The organism is Streptomyces sp. CBMA156, assembly GCF_014596515.1.
In the GTDB taxonomy this organism is placed as follows: Bacteria; Actinomycetota; Actinomycetes; order Streptomycetales; family Streptomycetaceae; genus Kitasatospora.
This window is the reverse complement of record NZ_MSJQ01000131.1, coordinates 1-17,403: the sequence shown is the minus strand read 5'-3', so window position 1 is coordinate 17,403 and position 17,403 is coordinate 1. Positions and strand designations below refer to the sequence as shown.

15 protein-coding genes are annotated in these 17,403 nt (G+C 73.6%); 2 read left to right on the top strand and 13 right to left on the bottom strand.

Features of this window, described 5'->3' with window-relative positions:
* Positions 1–255: 255 nt before the first annotated feature.
* The 8 genes from BU198_RS10885 to BU198_RS10850 form a co-directional block, all read right to left on the bottom strand.
* The gene (locus BU198_RS10885) at positions 256–1,713 is read right to left on the bottom strand and encodes an APC family permease (protein WP_411293174.1); all 1,458 of its coding nucleotides are present in this window, start codon (positions 1,711–1,713) and stop codon (positions 256–258) included.
* A 195-nt stretch (positions 1,714–1,908) separates the two neighbouring features.
* Positions 1,909–2,532, bottom strand: a complete 624-nt coding sequence (locus BU198_RS10880) for a TetR/AcrR family transcriptional regulator (protein ID WP_188296633.1) — start codon at positions 2,530–2,532, stop codon at positions 1,909–1,911.
* 27 nt (positions 2,533–2,559) lie between these two features.
* Positions 2,560–3,405 (bottom strand): fumarylacetoacetate hydrolase family protein, encoded by an 846-nt coding sequence (locus BU198_RS10875; protein WP_188296632.1) that lies wholly within the window; start codon positions 3,403–3,405, stop codon positions 2,560–2,562.
* 13 nt (positions 3,406–3,418) lie between these two features.
* Positions 3,419–4,354, bottom strand: coding sequence for a 3,4-dihydroxyphenylacetate 2,3-dioxygenase (locus tag BU198_RS10870; RefSeq protein ID WP_188296631.1), 936 nt, complete (start codon positions 4,352–4,354; stop codon positions 3,419–3,421).
* Positions 4,347–5,810 carry an aldehyde dehydrogenase gene (locus tag BU198_RS10865; protein ID WP_188296630.1) on the bottom strand — a complete coding sequence of 488 codons (1,464 nt, stop codon included), beginning with the start codon at positions 5,808–5,810 and terminating at the stop codon, positions 4,347–4,349. The genes BU198_RS10870 and BU198_RS10865 overlap by 8 nt, the downstream gene beginning before the upstream one ends.
* A 35-nt stretch (positions 5,811–5,845) precedes the next feature.
* Positions 5,846–6,652, bottom strand: coding sequence for an acetoacetate decarboxylase family protein (locus BU198_RS10860; protein WP_188296629.1), 807 nt, complete (start codon positions 6,650–6,652; stop codon positions 5,846–5,848).
* Positions 6,653–6,754: 102 nt separating this feature from the next.
* The gene (locus BU198_RS10855; protein ID WP_188296628.1) at positions 6,755–7,975 is read right to left on the bottom strand and encodes an NAD(P)/FAD-dependent oxidoreductase; all 1,221 of its coding nucleotides are present in this window, start codon (positions 7,973–7,975) and stop codon (positions 6,755–6,757) included.
* A 3-nt stretch (positions 7,976–7,978) separates the two neighbouring features.
* On the bottom strand, positions 7,979–8,167 hold the full coding sequence (locus BU198_RS10850; RefSeq protein WP_188296627.1) for a ferredoxin: 189 nt from the start codon (positions 8,165–8,167) through the stop codon (positions 7,979–7,981).
* 421 nt (positions 8,168–8,588) lie between these two features.
* Here BU198_RS10850 and BU198_RS10845 point away from each other — a divergent pair, with 421 nt between their 5' ends.
* Entirely contained in the window at positions 8,589–9,944 is a 1,356-nt protein-coding gene (locus BU198_RS10845; RefSeq protein WP_188296626.1) for a glutamine synthetase family protein, read from the top strand.
* 17 nt (positions 9,945–9,961) lie between these two features.
* On the top strand, positions 9,962–11,257 hold the full coding sequence (locus tag BU198_RS10840; protein WP_188296625.1) for a cytochrome P450: 1,296 nt from the start codon (positions 9,962–9,964) through the stop codon (positions 11,255–11,257).
* 94 nt (positions 11,258–11,351) lie between these two features.
* On the opposite strand, the gene BU198_RS10835 is transcribed toward BU198_RS10840, so the two are convergent.
* The 5 genes from BU198_RS10835 to BU198_RS10815 all read right to left on the bottom strand — a co-directional run bounded on the left by BU198_RS10835 (position 11,352) and on the right by BU198_RS10815 (position 17,161).
* Positions 11,352–12,839, bottom strand: coding sequence for a SulP family inorganic anion transporter (locus tag BU198_RS10835; protein WP_188296624.1), 1,488 nt, complete (start codon positions 12,837–12,839; stop codon positions 11,352–11,354).
* A 148-nt stretch (positions 12,840–12,987) separates the two neighbouring features.
* Positions 12,988–13,590 (bottom strand): carbonic anhydrase, encoded by a 603-nt coding sequence (locus tag BU198_RS10830; protein ID WP_188296623.1) that lies wholly within the window; start codon positions 13,588–13,590, stop codon positions 12,988–12,990.
* 450 nt (positions 13,591–14,040) lie between these two features.
* A complete protein-coding gene (locus BU198_RS10825; protein WP_188296622.1) occupies positions 14,041–15,156 on the bottom strand; it encodes an oxygenase MpaB family protein in 1,116 nt (371 codons plus the stop codon).
* Between the two features lie 142 nt (positions 15,157–15,298).
* Positions 15,299–16,459, bottom strand: a complete 1,161-nt coding sequence (locus tag BU198_RS10820; RefSeq protein WP_188296621.1) for a serine hydrolase domain-containing protein — start codon at positions 16,457–16,459, stop codon at positions 15,299–15,301.
* A 240-nt stretch (positions 16,460–16,699) separates the two neighbouring features.
* Complete coding sequence (locus tag BU198_RS10815) at positions 16,700–17,161, bottom strand: LuxR C-terminal-related transcriptional regulator (protein ID WP_223244228.1); 462 nt, start codon at positions 17,159–17,161, stop codon at positions 16,700–16,702.
* Positions 17,162–17,403 lie beyond the last annotated feature (242 nt).

The following is a 17,403-nucleotide window of genomic DNA, read 5'->3' as shown; positions in this document are numbered from 1 at the left end:
GCGTCGACCTCGGCCGCGCCGGCGTCGGCGACCTCGGCCAGCACCCGGCCGTCCCGGGGCGACACCACGGCGAAGGTGTCGCCGCCGCCGGCTTCGTCGGCACCGTCGATCAGGTGCGCGTCGGTGGGCCGGAGGGCCCCGGCCCGGCGGAGCCAGTCGGCGTGGGTGGCGAGGGTCATGCGGTCCTCCAGACCACGTGGGGGAAGCGGAAGGCGGAGGGCGCGCGCCCGGATCCGGGCGCGCGCCCCGGGCGGGTCAGCCGGAACGTCGTTGCCGGATCCGCTGGTTGGCCACACCGAGCGCCATGACGACGGGCACCGACAGGACGAGCCAGAGCGCGGTGCCCGCCGCCCCGCCGATCAGGGTGGTGAAGTTGGCCAGGATGAGCCAGATGGCGCCCGCGATGCCGAGCGCGCCCAGCACGGGGGCGACCACGGTGTTCCACACCCGGGTGTCCACCCGCCGGCGGCGGAAGAACACCACGACCGAGACCGAGGTCAGCAGGTAGATCAGCATCATCGCCAGGACGGCGAGTCCGCTGAACCAGGAGAAGAGGGTGAGCACCGGGTCCTGGCCGGCCAGCGCGAAGGGCGCGACCAGGAGTGCGGCGATGGCGGTCTGCACCCGGCCGGCCGCCGACGGGGCGTGCCGGCGGTTCAACCGGGAGAGCCGTACGGGCAGTTGACCGTCCCGGGAGAGGCAGAAGAGGTAGCGGGCGGCCGAGTTGTGGAAGGTCAGCACGCCGGCGAACAGCGAGGTGGCGAGCAGGACCGGCAGGACGCCGCCGATCCAGCCGCCGAACAGGTCGGTGACGGGGGCGAAGACGAAGCCGGCCGAGTCCCCTGCGGCCAGGGCCCGTTCCGCCGCCGCCGGTGCCTTCGAGGCGCCGTGGGCCGAGATCAGCGTCCACGAGGTGAGGGCGAAGAAGCCGGTGACCACGAGCACCGAGAGGTAGGTGGCCCTGGGCACCGTCCTCTTCGGGTCCTTCGCCTCCTCGCCGTAGATGGCGGTGGCCTCGAAGCCGAACATGGACGCCAGCGCGAACATCACGGCGACGCCCGGCGCCCCCTGGAGGGCCGCCGACGGGGAGAAGCTCTCGGCCACGCCGAGCCCTTCGGGCCCGCCGCCCTTGACCAGGGTGACCAGGCCGAAGACCAGCAGGATGCCGAACTCGGCGAGCACGAAGGCGGCCAGCACCCGCGCGCCCATCTCGATCCCGGCGGCGCCGAGGGCCTGCACGACGGCCATGGTGACCAGCGTGTAGACCCACCACGGCAGGTCCAGCGGCGTGTGGTCGGCGACGAGGGCGCTGACGATCGAGCCGTACAGGCCGTACATCGCCGCCTGGATGACACAGTAGGCGAACAGCGCGACGCTCGCGCCGCCCGCACCGGTGGCCCGGCCGAGGCCGGTGCCGATGTACGTGTAGAAGGCGCCGGCGTCGACGACGTGCCGGCCCATCGCGATGAACCCGACGGAGAAGAGCAGGATCACCGCCCCGGCCACCACGTAGGCCGCGGGGGTGCCGGAGCCGTTGCCGATGGCGACCGAGATCGGGGCGGCGCCCGCGATGCCCGTCAGCGGGGCCTGGCCGGAAAGGACGAAGAAGAGGATGCCCAGGACACCCAGGGCGTCGGCTTTGAGCGTGGTCGCTGTGGGGGCGTCCCGCTCGGTCCGCGCTGTGGAAGTCGCCCGACTGTCCACAGGGATCACCTCCGAAAGAGGGGTGGGGGATCGTTTCAGGTCAAACGAATTGCCTCATCGTGGGGTGCGCTCACCCGTTTGACAAGGGGTCGGGAGACGGGGAGATCCCGGCCCTCCGGCGCCCGGCAGCCCAGGTCAGGGCACGTCAGCGCACGGCGGGGCACGGCAGCTCGCGGCAGCACAGGCAGGGCACCGCAGCGCCGGTCAGCGCCCGTCCGGCTCCTCGTCCGGCTCCCCGGCGGACCCGGCCAGCAGACTCCTGAGCGCCACCAGCGCCTCCTCGGTGGCCGCGCTCTCGCCGAACACCAGCTGGTGCAGCACCAGGCCCTCCAGCGCGGCGAAGACCAGCCGGGACGTGCCCGGGTTCACCGGCCCGGGCAGGATGCGGTCCAGCTCGCGCCGGCTGGCCTCGAAGTACTCCTCGTAGAGACCGCGCAGGTGGGCCAGCAGCTCGGGCCTGCGCCGGGCCTCCAGCAGCAGCTCGTACTGGAAGGCCTGGAGCTCGGGACCGGTCTCGACCATGTCCACGAGGCCGGTGGCGAAGTCGGCCGCCGTGCCCTCGCCGGCACCGAGCGCGCTGATGCTCAGCGAGGAGTGGATGGCGTGGGTGAGCGCCTCCTCGATCAGCGCGTCCCGGGAGCCGAAGTAGTGCACGACGAGGCCGTGGGTGACGCCGGCCTCCTGGGCCACCGCCCGGTACGTGAGTTGGCGCAGACCGCCCCGGGCCACCACGCGGACGGCCGCGTCCAGCAGCGCCGTCCGGCCCGTCCCGTAGTTCGTCACGCGCTTGCGGGGGCCGCGCGCGGCGGGCTCGGCGGGCTCGGTCATGGCGTCGACCCTACCGGGGCGTCCCGGTCACCGCTTCGGCGGCCTGACGCCGCGGAACTCCCAGTCGCCGCCCAGCGCGGTGGACAGCACCTCCTCCGACTCCGTGGGCTGCGCCCCCACGTCGGTGCGCACCGGGGTCGGCCCGGTGACTACGTGGTTGGTGAGCCGGCCGAGGCCCTCCACCTCCACCTCCACGACGTCCCCCGGCCGGACCGGCCTGGAGTTGGCCGGGGTGCCGGACAGCAGCACGTCGCCGGGGTACAGGGTGATGGTGCGGGCGATGTCGGCGACGAGGTAGTGCATGTCCCAGGTCATCTCGTCGGTGGAGCCGTCCTGGACGACCTCCCCGTTGACGTGGGTCCGCAGCCGCTTGCCGCGGAAGTCCCAGTCGGTGACCAGCCCGGGGCCGAGCGGGCACAGGGTGTCGGAGCCCTTGACCCTGAGCATGGAGCCGGCGTCGGTGTCGCGGAAGTCGTGGAGGCCGAAGTCGTTGGCCACGGTGTAGCCGGCGATGTACTCCCCCGCCTCCTCCGGGGAGATGTTGCGCGCCGTGCGGCCGATGACGATGGCGACCTCGCCCTCGTAGTTGAGCCACCGGCAGCCCTCGGGGCGGACGACCGCGCCCCGGTGGGAGTTGAGCGCGGAGGTCGGCTTGTGGAAGTAGGTGGGGGTGTCGGGCAGGCCGATCCGGAACTCCTCCACCCGGCTGCGGTGGTTGAGGTGGACGGCGATCACCTTCGAGGGTTCGACGGGCGGCAGGTGGTGGGCGTCCTCGATGGCGACGCGCCGGCCGTCGCCGGCGACCAGTTCCTCGCCGTCGCGCACGGTCCGGACGACGGCGCCGTCGAGGAGGATGCGGCGGTACTCGGGCATGGCGGGGGCCTTTCTAGACGAGGCTGTGGGGGTTGCGGGGAGCGCGGGAGGACGGCACTCCGGTGCCCGTCCAGCCGTTCTCGGGGCGGTCGAACCAGAGGTGCGCCTGGCCGGTGCCGATCGAGTTCTCGTACTCGCCGTACTGGCGCGCCTTCGCGGTGCAGGCCTGCTCGCCGAGGGCGCCGGCCATCATCAGGTAGTGGGAGAACCTGGCCTCGGGCTTGTACCGCCAGAACTCGTCCATGGTGTCGAGGACCCGGTCGTGGCGGCCCTCCTTGAACCAGGCGATCCGTTCCCGGTCGGCCGCCCTGGCCTCGGGGGTGAAGATGTGCGACGGGTCGCCGTCCTCGTGGTCGCGCAGCTCGCGCAGCGGCCAGAAGGTGTGGGACAGCGCCCCCGAGGCGATCAGCAGCACCCGCCGGCCCGGGGTGGCGGCGATGCCGTCGGCCAGCGCGCGGCCCAGCCGCAGGTGGTCCTCCATGTCGCCGGTCTGGCAGACGCCGATGGTCACCCAGCGCTTGTCCGGCAGGCCCTCGCCGAGGTACTTCCAGAGGTTGATCGTGGCGTAGTAGACCGGCAGGTAGGCGTCGTCGATCGGGGTGATCCAGGTGCCGTGCCGGTCGGCGAACGAGGCGATGCTGCGGGCGAGTTCGGGATCGCCGGGGTAGTCGTAGGGCATCCGGCACATGCCCCGCGGCAGTTCCTCGGAGGTGAACAGCCCGGCCCGGCGCCGCTGGGCGGTGACCACGAACTCGACGGTGGTCGCCCAGTGGGAGTCCAGCACGACGACGGTGTCGTAGTCCGCGCGCCCGAAGACCTCCTCGCGCAGCTGCCGCAGGCCGGTGACCAGGGTGATCTCCCTGCCCCCGTTCAGCCGGAGCCTGGTCTCCTCCGGCAGCACGATGGTGGGGACGTGGGCGAGCAGGCCGGCTCCGACGATCTCACCCATGGTCCCGCCACCCCTTCGGCGAGGTGACGGTGTTCTTGAGGTCGCAGTAGAAGTCGAAGCTCCAGGTGCCGCCCTCACGGCCGACGCCCGAGTGGCGGGAGCCGCCGAACGGGGCCCTGAGGTCCCGGACGAAGAAGCAGTTGACCCAGACGGTGCCCGCCACCAGCCGCCCGGTGACGCGCCGGGCGCGCTCCTCGTCGCCGGTGGCCACGGTGGCCGCCAGACCGAAGCGGGTGTCATTGGCCAGCCGTACGGCCTCCTCCTCGTCGCCGAAGGTCTGGAGGGTCAGGACGGGGCCGAAGACCTCCTCCTGGACGATCTCCGAGTCCTGGGCGACACCGGCGAGCAGCGTCGGCTCGAAGTACTGGCCCTCCCTGCGGTGGCCGCCGATCACGGCGCGGGCGCCGGCCTCGACCGCCCGCTGCACGAAGCCCTCGATCTTCTCCAGCTGGCGGGGGTGGATGGTGGGGCCGATGTCGGTCGCCTCGTCGCGCGGGTCGCCCTGCCGCAGCCGGGAGGCCCGGTCGACGAAGCGGCGGGTGAACTCCTCGGCGACCGTCTCCTCGACGAGGATGCGGGTGGCGGCCAGGCAGACCTGGCCGGCGTTGTCGTACTGCTCCACCGCGAGGTCGACGGCGAGGTCGAGGTCGGCGTCGGCGAAGACCAACAGCGGTGACTTTCCGCCCAGTTCGAGGCTGAGCGGGGTGAGGTTGGCGGCGGCCGACGCCGCGATGCGCCGGGCGGTCGGCACGGACCCGGTGAAGCTGATCCGGCGCACGTCCGGGTGCGCGGTGAGGGCGTCGCCGATCTCGGAGCCGTACCCCTGCACCACGTTGAGGACACCGGCCGGCAGCCCGGCCTCGGCGGCGATGTCGGCGAGCAGCGAGGCCGTCAGCGGCGACCACTCGGCGGGCTTGAGAACGACGCTGTTGCCGGCCGCCAGCGCCGGGGCGACCTTCCAGGTGGCCAGCATCAGCGGCGCGTTCCACGGGGTGATCAGCACACTGGGGCCGGCCGGGTCCCAGTCGACGTGGTTGGTGTGGCCGCGGGTGTCGAAGTCCTCGTGGCCGAGGCGCAGCAGCCAGTCGGCGAAGAACCGGAAGTTGTGCGCGACCCTGGGCATGACGCCGCGCCGGTGGGAGCGCAGCAGGGCGCCGTTGTCGGCCGTCTCCACGACGGCCAGGTCCTCCAGCCGGCGCTCCACGCCGTCCGCGATGGCGTGCAGGACGCGGGCGCGCTCCTCGCGCGGGGTGGCGGCCCAGCCGGGGAAGGCCTCCCTGGCGGCGGCGACGGCCGCGGCGGCCTCCGCCGCGGTGCCCCGGGCGACCTCGCCGAGGACGCCTCCGTCGACGGGCGAGACGTCGGTGAAGGTGCCGGCGGAGGCGACGCGTTCGCCGCCGATCCAGTGCCGGGTGTCGACGGCCACTCCGGCGACGGTGATGGTGTGTTCGCTCATGACTCGGGGCTCCTCGTGGTCGGTGCGGCGCGGGTTCACTCGGCGCCGGAGGCGTTCGACTCCAGCAGCCGGCCGCCGTCCCACACCACGCCGACCTGCCGGTAGTAGGCGGCGATCGGCTCGCGGACCTCCAGCCGGGCCAGCTCCTCGGTGGGCGCCTCGAACAGCTCCAGCTCGGCGTCGCCCACCCAGGCCTGTCCGGCCTCGAAGGAGGCGGCGCCGGACTCGACCAGCTCATCCAGGGCGAGGCCGCCGCCCTTCTCGATGGAGGGCAGCCAGCGGTGGTGGGCCATCGGGTGACTGTTGACGAAGCCGTTGGTCCCGGACGGCTCGCGCAGTGTGACGACGGCCTGGGCCAGGCGCCGGTCCGCGGCGGCGAGGGTCGCGCCGAACCGGGCGCCGGCCTCGATGCGCGGGGCGGGCCCGTACGGGTGCGGGCGGGTCTGGTGGATGGAGCCGAGCTTCTTCGGGTAGCCCTGGTGGAGTCCCCGGGCGATGGCGAAGTCCTTGTCGACCCAGATGTGGACGCAGCGCGAGTAGGTCTGCCCCCGGTACGTGCAGCGGACGACGGCGAACGCCTCCTTGTACTGGGCGAGCACCGGGTCGAGCAGTTCCTGTCCGGAGGCGGAGCAGGACTGCCAGTCGGCCCAGATCAGCGCGACGGCCCCCGGGTCCTCGTCGGCGAGTTCCAGTGGTTCGGGCAGCAGTTCGCGCACCCGAGCCGGGTCGGTGCGGTACTCGATGGTGAGCAGGTCACCGGAGTAGCGCCAGGGCGGCGAGGGGATCAGCGACGAGGCGCCCGTCGCCGTCTTGGGGTGGAAGTATCCACGGACACTGGCCACTTGGGGTTCCTTACGCGGTGGGAGCGGGTTGCTGGGAGCGGGTTACCGGGAAGCGGGTTGCCGCGGAGCGGGTTACCGGGAAGCGGGTTGCCGCGGAGCGGGTTACCGGAGAGCGGCCTGCTCGTCGGCGGGCTGCCGGAGCAGTTCGGCGCGGTAGCGGGCGGCGGCGGCCGCGGCGCTCTGACCGCCCAGGGCGACGACGCCGACCAGGCGGCCGGCCCGGTGGTAGCCGGCCAGGACGTCCCCGTCCGGGTCGCCGCCCAGGACGCGCACGTCGTCCCTGCCGAGGGCGGGGGCGCCGAAGGACTGGAGCCGGAAGTCGTGCTGGTCGCTCCAGAAGGTCGGCAGCGGCGCGAACGGCGCGAGGCCGTGTCCGGCGCCGGCGAGGTGCGCGGCGAGCACCCTGGCGCCGTGCCTGGCCGTGTCGGTGGGGATCGACCAGTGCTCGACGCGGCGCGGGACGCCGTCGTACCTGGGGTTGGGGAAGCGGGCGACGTCGCCGACGGCGATCACCTCCGGGCGGCCGCCGGCCCGCAGGTGCCCGTCCGTCAGCACGCCGTCGGTGAGGTCCAGACCGTTGCCTTCGAGCCACTCGGTGTTGGCCACCGAGCCGACCGACTCCACCACCACGTCCGCGGCGAGCACCCTGCCGTCCGTCAGGACCACCCCGGTGACCTCGCGCTCGCCCTGGAAGGCGGTGACCCCGGTGCCGAGCGCGAAGCGGACGCCCCGCTCCCGGTGGCGGGCGAGCAGTGCCCGGCCGAGCAGTTCGCCGAGTGGGCCGGCCATCGGCAGCGGCAGCGGGTCGACGACGGTGATCTCGGCCGCGCCGAGGGCCACGGCGGTGGCGGCCACCTCGCAGCCGATGAAGCCGGCGCCCACCACGACCACCCGGACGCCTGGCCGGGTCAGCGCCTCGCGCAGCCCCCTGGCGTCGGCCAGGGTGCGGACGGTGTGCCGTCCGGCGGCGGGGCCGGGGCAGCGCAGCCGCCGGGCGCGCATGCCGGTGGCCACCACGAGTCCGCGGTAGGGCAGGGTCTCGCCGTCGTCGAGTCCGACGGTCCTGCGGTCGAGGTCGGCCCGGACGACCGTGGTGCCCAGGCGCCACCGCACGTCGGCGACGCTGGGCCGGGGCCGGAAGGCGAGCGACTCGAAGGACGCCTTGCCGGCCAGGACCTCCTTGGACAGCGGGGGCCGGTTGTACGGCGGGTGGGGCTCGTCCCCGACCAGGGTGATCGGTCCGTCCCAGCCGGCGGCGCGCAGCTGCTCGGCGGCGCGCAGCCCGGCCATGGAGGCGCCGGCCACGACGATGGGTGCGGTCACGGCTCAGCCCTCGATCCGGATGGCCTGGAGCGGGCAGACGTCGGCGGCCTCCTCGACGTCGGCGCGCAGGGCCTCGTCGGGGTCGGCGACGTGCGCCAGGCGTCCGTCGTCGTCGAAGCGGAAGACGTCGGGGGCGGCGAAGACGCACTGGCCGTGGTCCTGGCACTTGTTCATGTCGACGACGACCTGCATGGCCGGTCCTCCTGGGGCTGGGGGAACGTAAGGCGACGGGGGAGGGAAGGGGCCCGGCCCGGGACCACCGGGGGCCGGATCTCGGCCGGGGGTGCGGGGCGTGCGGGGCTTGGGGCGGCGTGGGCGGGAGAACAGCCGCCATGGCTCATTTGGTGTCAAACAACATAGGAACCGCCCGGCCCGCGGTCAAGAGTTATCCGGATGGATAATTTCTGCGGCAGACCCCTTGCGGCCGGGCGATCGCTGTCCATACGGTGGGCCACCAACGAGCGAGCGGTGTCCTGCGCCACCCCGCAGTCCCGAACCCGCCGCCCCCTTCCCCCCAGTGCCGCGGGCTCGCACTCCCCCAGTGCCGCGAGTCCCCGTTCCCCCAGAGCCGCGAGCCCTGGGAGGCGCCCCACTTCCCCCAGAGGAGACGCCGGTGAGCGCATCCGACACCCCGCCCGTCCGCCACCACGTGGAGCGGCTGGCCGCCGAGGGCATCGACGTGGTCCGGGTGACCTATCCCGACCTCATCGGCACCGAACGGGCCCGGGACGTCCTGCTGGACCACCTGCCCTCGGCCTGCGACCACGGCCTCGCCTTCTGCCGCGCCGTCTACCACACCAGCCCCCAGGGGGACGTCGTCGCCGTCCCCGGCGGACTGGAGGCCGGCCTGCCCGACATCTGCGTGCGCCCCGACCTCAGCACCCTGACCTCCCTGCCGTGGGAGCCCGGCGTCGCCACCTGCCTCGGCGACGTCACCGACCCGGCCACCGGACGGCCCGCGCCCGAGTCGCCCCGCGACCTGCTGCGCCGGGTCGTCGACCGGTGCCGGGAGCACGGCCTGCACCCGGTCGTGGGGCCGGAGTTGGAGTACTTCCTGTGCGACGAGGCCCCCGGCACGGACCGGGGCTGGCGCCGCTACAGCGACGCCACCGGCGCCGTCTACACGGCGGGCCTGCGCGCGGACAACGACAACCACCTGCTGCGCACCCTGCGCCTGCTGCGCGACCTGGACATCGGCATCAGCAGCGGCAACCACGAGTTCGACGGCTCCCAGTTCGAGATCAACCTGACCCACTCCGACGCCATGACGGCCGCCGACCGCGCCTTCCGCTTCAAGTCCGCGGTCAAGGAACTGGCCCGCAGGGAAGGCCGGTTGGCCACCTTCATGGCCAAGCCCTTCCAGGGCGCGGGCGGATCCGGCTTCCACCTCCACCTGTCCTGCGTGGACGCCGAGGGCGGCAACGTCTTCGCCGACCCGGCCGCCCCGTACGGCCTGAGCAGCACCGCGCGCCACGCGGTGGCCGGCGTCCTCGCCCACGCCCCGGCACTCGCCGCGCTGGCCAACCCGACGGTCAACTCCTACAAGCGCTTCGGCCCCGGCACCCTCGCGCCCTGGCTGATCGACTGGGGGCTGGACAACCGCAGCGCCATGGTCCGCATCCCGCCGGAGCGCGGCCCCGGCGCCCGCTTCGAGCTGCGGCTGGGCGACGCGAGCGCGAACCCCTACCTGCTGATCGCGGGCACCGTCGCGGCGGCCCTCCTGGGCGTCCTGGCCGGCGCCGAGCCCGCCGCCCCGCTGGAGGGCTACGGCTACGACCCCGCCAGGTCCGCGGTCCTGCCGATGTCGCTGCCCGACGCCCTCGACGCGCTGGAGGCGGACACCGCCCTGACCGACGTCCTCGGCGAGGACTTCACCACCGCCTACCTCGCGTACAAGCGCGACGAGGTCGCACGCTTCCACCGGCACGTCACCGACTGGGAGTTCACCGAGTACGCCCACCACCTGTGATGCCGAGGAGCGAACCCATGACCACCGCGCCGACCGCGCCCGCCTCCGGTGCCGCCCACGAGCCGATGCCGCTGGACCAGGTGAACCTGGCCGATCTCGACAACTTCACCGACGGCGTCACCCCGTGGCGCATGTTCCACACCCTCCGCCACCAGGACCCGGTCCACTGGCAGCCGGAGGAGGCGCCCAACTCCGGCTTCTGGGCCGTCACCCGGCACGCCGACATCGCCCGCGTCGACCGGGACGCCGAGACCTTCACCTCGGCGAGGTTCGTCAACCTGGAGGAGGTCGACGACGACCAGATCAAGAAGCGCGCCTCCATCCTGGAACTGGACGGAGTCCGCCACCGCGCCCTGCGCAGCATCCTCCAGCGCCAGTTCGGCGCGAGCGTCATCAACAGCTACGCCGACTTCCTGCGCGGCCTGACCGCCACCACCCTGGACGCGGCCCTGTCCAAGGGCACCTTCGACTTCGTCGAGGAGGTCTCCGCCGACTTCCCGATCAACGTCCTCGCCCGCCTCCTGGACGTGCCGCCGGAGGACAACCGGCAGCTCATCGACTGGGGCAACCGGATCATCGGCAACACCGACCCGGACTACGCCGACGTCCTGCTGCACAGCGCGGAGAGCGAGAAGTACCGCGACCTGCCGTTCCGTTCGCCCGCCTCGCTGGAGGTCTTCGGGTACGGCCGCGAGCTCGCCCGGCAGCGGCGCGGCGGCACCGGCACCGACCTGGTCTCCAGGCTGGTCAACGAGGTCCCGCGGGACGGGACGCCGCTCTCCCCGCAGGACTTCGACAACTACTTCCTGCTCCTGGTCGTCGCCGGCAACGAGACCACCCGCCACACCATCAGCCACTCCATGCTGGCCCTCCTCCAGCACCCCGAGCAGCTGGCCCGCCTCCAGGAGGACCCCTCCCTCATCCCCGGGGCGGTCGAGGAGTTCCTGCGCTGGGCCTCCCCGGTGTACCACTTCCGCCGCACGGCCACCCGCGACGTCGAACTCGGCGGCAGGCGGATCAGGGAGGGCGAGAAGGTCGTCATGTGGTTCGCCTCCGGCAACCGCGACGAGGAGGTCTTCGGCAACCCCTACGACTTCGACGTGACCCGCCGGGACAACGACCACGTCACCTTCGGCAAGGGCAGCCCCCACCTGTGCCTGGGCAACCTGCTCGCGCGCACCGAGATCCGGATCATGTTCGAGGAGCTCATCCCGCGCCTGGCGGGCATCAGGCTCGCCGGCGACGTCCCACGGGTGCGCTCCAACTTCGTGAACGGCATCAAGAGGCTGCCGGTCGAGGTCACCCCGGCCTGACCGGCCGCGCCGCCGTACGGCCCGGAGGCCCGCGCCCCCGGGCCGTACTCCCGTGATCGTCGGGGGTACGGTCCACAGGGGGCGCGGGCCCCGGTCAGGCCACCGCGGCGGGCAGGCCGAGGAGTTCGGCGGAGCCGCTGCGGTTGTGGCGCTCCTGCCAGAGTTCGAGCGCGCTGCGGCAGGCGTGGTCCAGGTGGCGCACGCCGCCGAGGTCGAGGCGCACCGGGCGGTCCGCCGGCAGCCCCTCCAGCGATTCGAGGGTCTCCAGGAGGCGGGGCAGCCGCAGGAACGTGGCGTTGCCGTGGAGGATCACCCGGACCGCGCCGTCCGGCAGTTCGGTGACCGCGACCTGGAGGTGGGAGGTGTCCCAGGCGCTCTTGAACACCGCGAGGAGCAGGCCCAGCAGCACCCCTTCGAGCAGGTTGGTCACCACGATGGCGACCGCCGTGACGGCCAGGATCACCGCCTCCCCCCGGTCGGCCCGCCAGAGCGGCCGCAGGGTGCGCAGCGGGACCAGCTTGGCTCCGGCGTGGACCAGGACGCCGGCCAGCGCGGCGAGCGGGATGGCGGAGAGCGCGGCCGGGAGCAGGGCCGCGAAGAGCAGCAGCCACACGCCGTGGATCACCCGGGAGGCCTTGGTACGGGCGCCGGCCTGGACGTTGGCGGCGCTGCGGACGATGACGGCGGTCATCGGCAGGGCGCCGAGCAGGCCGCAGACGGTGTTGCCGACGCCCTGGGCGAGCAGTTCGCGGTCGTAGTCGGTGCGCGGGCCGTCGTGCAGCCGGTCGACGGCGGCCGCGCTGAACAGCGTCTCGGCCGAGGCGATCAGCGCGAACGCGAGGGCCGTGCCGAGGACGCCGACACTGCCGAGCGCCGCGAGGTCGGAGGCGCCGGGCAGGTCGATGACGCCGGCGAGTCCGGCCACCTCGACCCGGGCGACGGGCAGGTCGAACACGGCGGTGACGGCCGTCGCGGCGGCCACCGCGGCGAGCGGGGCGGGGACCGCCCGGACCCTGGCGGGCAGCCGCGGCCAGAGCAGCAGGACCGCGATCGTCCCGGCGCCGATCGCGGCGGCGGCGAGCGCGTGCGGCCGGCCGGCCACGTCGGCGACCAGTCCGGGGAGCCCGGCGAGCTTGGCGGGGCCGCTCGCCGGCCCCTTGGTGTCGGCCAGTGCGTAGAGCTGGCCGGCGATCAGGACCAGGCCGATCCCGGCGAGCATGCCCTGGACGACCGAGACGGAGATCGCCCGGAACAGCCGGCCCAAACGGGCGGCTCCCATGGCGAGTTGGAGCAGGCCGGCGGCGGCGGTGATGACGCCCAGGGCGGCGAGGCCGTGTTCCTGGACGGCGGCGAAGACCAGCACGGTCAGGCCGGCGGCGGGGCCGGAGACCTGGAGGCTGCTGCCGGGCATCAGCCCGGTCACCAGGCCGCCGACGATGCCGGTGACCAGGCCGAGTTCGGCCGGGACGCCGGAGGCGACGGCGACGCCCACGCAGAGCGGGAGGGCCACCAGGAAGACGACGAGGGAGGCGGGGAGGTCGGCGCGCAGAGTGCTCAGCCGGAGGGCGGGACGACGAGTCATCGGGTCCTCGGGGCGGTGTCGGTACGGACGGCGGTGGTCCGGAGGCGGACGGCGGTGGTAGGAACGTCGACGGCGGACGGGCCGCGGAGGGCCGGGCCCGCGGCCGCGGGGATCGGAGCGGTCACCGGGATCACGGCGGGCACCGGGATCACAGCGGCAGGAAGAGGCCGGCGCCGGGCCGGTGCGCGAGCACCAGCCCGGTGTGGATCTCGTAGAACCAGCCGTGCAGCCGGATCTCCCCCGCGTCCAGCCGGCGGGCGACGGCCGGGTAGCCGCGCAGCCGGTCGAGCTGGTTGAGGACGTGGCGCTGGACCGGACCCGCGACCGTCGGGTCGAAGACGTCGGTCTCGTCCGCGCGGAGCACGGCCTGGTCGGCATGGCGCAGCCAGGCGCGGACGGCGGGCACCACGCTGAGGTCCTCGTCGCGGACCACGGCGCCGACGGCTCCGCAGTGCGAGTGGCCGCAGACCACGATGTCGCGGACACCGAGCACCTCGACGGCGTACTCGATGGTGGCGGTCTCGCCGGAGGACCCGTCGGCCCGGTAGGCGGGGACGATGTTGCCCGCGGTGCGGAGTTCGAAGAGGTCTCCGGGGTCGGCGCTGGTGATCAGGGCGGGCACCACGCGCGAGTCGGAGCAGGTGATGAACAGGGCCTGCGGGGCCTGGCCCGCGGCGAGTGCGGTGAGTTCCCGGCCGGTGTCCCCCGCGCGCTGCGGGAACGCCCTGGCTCGGTCGATGAGCGGTTCCATCAGGGTGGATGCCTCCTTCGGTGACCCTCGCGGTGTGGTCCGGGAGGGGCGGTGGGCGGGCAGGCACGTCGGAACCAGTTGTCCCCGGCAGAAGGGTGTGACGGCGGCGGGCGCGGAATGCCCGGGCCGCGTCGGTGCCCCCCGGCGACCTGTTGACGCGTCAAGGGCAAGTAAAGCACGGGCATGGGGAAGGCAAAAAGCATTCCAAGGGCGGGGAATGTGCCGATCTGGTTAACATCGTGTCACCTGAAACGGGATCCGGCCTTCCGCCCTGGAAAGCCTCGCACGGACGGAACCTGACGGACCGTCGGGACGTTGGGGCGCGCGCGAGGGCCGCCACCGTTCCGGGAACGGTGGCGGCCCGGGAGCCCGGCCGGCGGCGGCTCAGCGCCGTCGGCCGGGCGGATCAGCGCCGCGGGACAGTGACGGTGAGGCCCGGCGGCGGACCGGTCAGGACGGCGAGTCGGTCAGGCCGGTGGGCACCTGCCACTCCCGGCGCCGCCCCTTGTTGGTCAGCAGCAGTCCCTCCTCGAAGACCACCTCACCCAGCCGGCTCGCCAGCTCGGCGGCGGGCGGCAGGGCGTCTCCGGTCCTGCCGTACGCCGAGGCGGGCAGGGCCGCCAGGCTCAGCCCGAGCTTGGTGACGCCGTCCGCCGGGGGCACCTTGACGATGTCGGCGGACTTGTCCCCGATCAGGTGCCGGATCAGGGTGGGGCCGGCGCCAGGCGGGACCGGCAGCACCTCCTTGATGAAGTCCAGCACGCCCTTCGTCAGCACCGTCCCGGCTTCCGAAGGGCGCTGCTGACGGCGGAGGATGACGTCCTTCAGGGCCACGCCGTCACCGAACTTGACCGGGTTGAGCCGCTCGTCGATGCCGAGGACGTGGCCGACCACCCGCCAGATGTGGAAGTAGGCGTCCCGGTCCTCGGGCAGCAGCTCGACGCCCAGCTTGGCGAGGCCGAGCGGGATCAGCACCGAGAAGCTCAAGAGCGTGCCGGCCAGGTCCTCCTGGTTGACCGGCACCCCCAGCCTGGCGGCGTCCCAGTCGCCGAGCTGGGACACGTGGTAGCGCATGGTGGCGTGCAGCAGGCGGATCTTCTGCGCCGAGCGGAGCCCGCTTCCGTTCGGTCCCAGGCCGCCGCTCTTGAGGACGTCGACGACGAACTGCGAGGTCTCCGCCAGCCGCCGGAACACCCCGGAGGTGAGGCGCTGCGAGCGGACCAGCACCTCGGCCCCGTTGCCGCAGGTGTAACAGGACGGGAGCGAGCCGCAGAGCAGGATCGAGGCGATCAACGGCTGGTAGCGGCCCAGCAGTTCCTGGCCGCGCGCCATCTGCTCCCGGTCCGCCCAGGGAGGCAGGACGGCGGTCTCCTCGAAGTACTGCCGGAGCCTGGGCGGCAGCCCGCCCGGGACGGCCTCGCTGTTCCGGCCGAAGCCGAGCAGCGTCTGCCGCACCTGCTCCTGCTGCCCCAGTGCGTAGGTCTCGGCGATGGCGGCGTCCCCGAGCGGGTCTCCGGTACCGCGCATCAGGTCGAGCAGGTCATCCGTCCAGCCATTGGCGGCCATGTGGTCCTCCGTCGGGATCGGCACGTGATCCGCATACGTATCACCACGTTCCGGGGCGGCCCGCCAGCCTCACTCGTTCGAGGGCGCGCCGCCCGGGCCGGCTCCGGGCACCTCCACCGGCCCGGTCGGCGCCGGGAGCCACTCACCCGGAGCCGGGGCTCCCGGCGCACAGGGCGTGGTCGATCAGCGCGCCGGCCGCGTCCTCCTGGGCCAGGATGTGGTCCCAGGTGTCGCCGCGCGCCTCGGACATGGAGACCACCGCACTGCGCCTGCCGTCCCCGGTGACGCCGTTGAGGGTGATGTAGCCACCGTCCCCGCCCTCGTGGCCCCAGTACGTTCCCCCGCAGGTCAGCGAGCGTTCGACCAGACCGAGCCCGTACTGACCGCCCTGCCACATCGTCGCCGTGTCGCTGTCCACCGGAACGGTCTCCTTCATCTCGGCCAGCTGCCGCGCCGGCAGCAGCCGGCCCCCGAGCAGTGCGCGGAGGAAGGCGTTCTCGTCGCGCGTGGTGGTGACCCACGAGAGCCCGCCGACCAGCGGTACCTGCTCGGTGACGTCCACCCGGCCGTCGGGGGCGGGGAAGAGCTGGTAGGCCTGGGCGTGCGGCCGGGGCAGGGTGGGGGAGGTGCCGATCGACCGCGTCCGGTCGAGGCCGAGCGGGCGCAGGACGCGGTCCTCGATCTCCCGCTCGGCGGGGCGGCCGGTGGCCCGCTCGATGATCATGTCGAGCAGGATGTAACCGGTGTTGGAGTAGCGCCAATCCGTTTCGTCGAGGAACTCCGCCCCGGCCACCAGTTCCTCGGCACTGTGGACCTGGTAGCGCTCCCGCTCGTACTCGTCCTTCTTGGCGTATCCGGGCAGGTGGTCCTTGATGCCGCCGGTGTGCTGGAGCAGTCGGCGAACGGCGATGCCGCCGCCGCCCTTGGCCCGCGCCACCTCCGGCAGCCAGTGGCCGAGCGTGTCGTCCAGCGACAGCCGGCCCTCGGCCTCCAGCTGGAGGACCACGGTCGCGACCATCGTCTTCGCCGTGCTGGCCATCCGGAAGTAGCCGTCAGGGGAGACCGGGCGGCCGGTGGTCACGTCGGCGGTGCCGCTGGTGGCGACCGTCTGCCGGCCGTCGGGCTCGACCATCCGGGCCTGTACGCCGGCGATGCCGAGGTGGTGGATCGCCGCGGTGTCCCGGCGCAACCGCTCTGCGGGAGAGGAACCGGCGGGCCTGGCAACGGCGTTGGCCGCGCTGGCCGCCAGCAGCACGGCGACACCGGCCGCCACGACGAGGTGCTTTCGCAGGATCGAGGTCATGGCCGCACGCTAGCCAGTCCAGGACCGGACCGGTCGCGGTCCGGCACGACCCGGGGGCGGATTGGGGGATGTCCCCGAGTGCGCCCCCGAGAATCCCCCGCCGTTCTCTCGGGGCTTCCCCGGAGAACTCCCCCGGGGCAGGCCCAGGGTCGGGTCCCGGAACGCGGGAAGTCATGGGCGCGCGGGCCGCCCACGGGCTCTCAGGCCCTCACGTCCACAGGCCCACACGTCCACGGGCGCTCACGCCCGCAGGAACGTCAGCACCGCCGGCACCCGACGGTGGGTCTCCTCGGCCGGCGGCAGGTCCAGCTTCATCAGGATGTTGCCGATGTGCTTGCTCACCGCCTGCTCCGACACCACCAGCTCCCGGCAGATCGCCGCGTTCGAGCGCCCCTCCGCCATCAGCGCCAGCACCTCCCGCTCGCGCGGGGTGAGCCGCTCCAGCGGGCTGCGACGGCGGGGCAGCAGCGTCCGCACCACCTCCGGGTCCACCACCGTGCCGCCGGCGGCCACGAACTCCTCGATCTGCCCGAGCCGGTCCTTCAGCAGGTAGCCGACTCCGGAGCCGTCCCCCGCCTCCAGCAGCCGGGCCGCGTACGAGTGCTGGACGTACTGGCTGAGCACCAGGACCGGCAGCCCGGGGAGGCGCTCGCGCAGCGCGAGGGCGGCCAGCAGCCCCTCGTCGCTCTGGCCGGGCGGCATCCGGACGCCGTGACCGCCACCCAACTCGGCACCATGCAAGCCGCGTTGGGTGCGCTCGGCGCGCCCGGGCCGTGGGCGCTGCCGTGGCGGCCGGTCGGGCTGGTGACGGCCGCTGAGCGGCCCTGCCCCTCCGCGGCGGTGCCGCCCGGCCCACCGCATCAGCCCACCGCTTCAGCCCACCGAAGCCGAGGCCGGCCGCGACGACGGCTCGGCACCGGCACCGGCACCGGCGCCGACACCGG

Excerpts from the sequence above, each read along its gene's own strand:
- BU198_RS10880 (WP_188296633.1), bottom strand. The coding sequence starts at position 2,532 with ATGACCGAGCCCGCCGAGCCCGCCGCGCGCGGCCCCCGCAAGCGCGTG.
- BU198_RS10875 (WP_188296632.1), bottom strand. The coding sequence starts at position 3,405 with ATGCCCGAGTACCGCCGCATCCTCCTCGACGGCGCCGTCGTCCGGACC.
- BU198_RS10870 (WP_188296631.1), bottom strand. The coding sequence starts at position 4,354 with ATGGGTGAGATCGTCGGAGCCGGCCTGCTCGCCCACGTCCCCACCATC.
- BU198_RS10865 (WP_188296630.1), bottom strand. The coding sequence starts at position 5,810 with ATGAGCGAACACACCATCACCGTCGCCGGAGTGGCCGTCGACACCCGG.
- BU198_RS10850 (WP_188296627.1), bottom strand. The coding sequence starts at position 8,167 with ATGCAGGTCGTCGTCGACATGAACAAGTGCCAGGACCACGGCCAGTGC.
- BU198_RS10840 (WP_188296625.1), top strand. The coding sequence starts at position 9,962 with ATGACCACCGCGCCGACCGCGCCCGCCTCCGGTGCCGCCCACGAGCCG.
- BU198_RS10835 (WP_188296624.1), bottom strand. The coding sequence starts at position 12,839 with ATGACTCGTCGTCCCGCCCTCCGGCTGAGCACTCTGCGCGCCGACCTC.
- BU198_RS10830 (WP_188296623.1), bottom strand. The coding sequence starts at position 13,590 with ATGGAACCGCTCATCGACCGAGCCAGGGCGTTCCCGCAGCGCGCGGGG.
- BU198_RS10825 (WP_188296622.1), bottom strand. The coding sequence starts at position 15,156 with ATGGCCGCCAATGGCTGGACGGATGACCTGCTCGACCTGATGCGCGGT.
- BU198_RS10820 (WP_188296621.1), bottom strand. The coding sequence starts at position 16,459 with ATGACCTCGATCCTGCGAAAGCACCTCGTCGTGGCGGCCGGTGTCGCC.
- BU198_RS10815 (WP_223244228.1), bottom strand. The coding sequence starts at position 17,161 with ATGCCGCCCGGCCAGAGCGACGAGGGGCTGCTGGCCGCCCTCGCGCTG.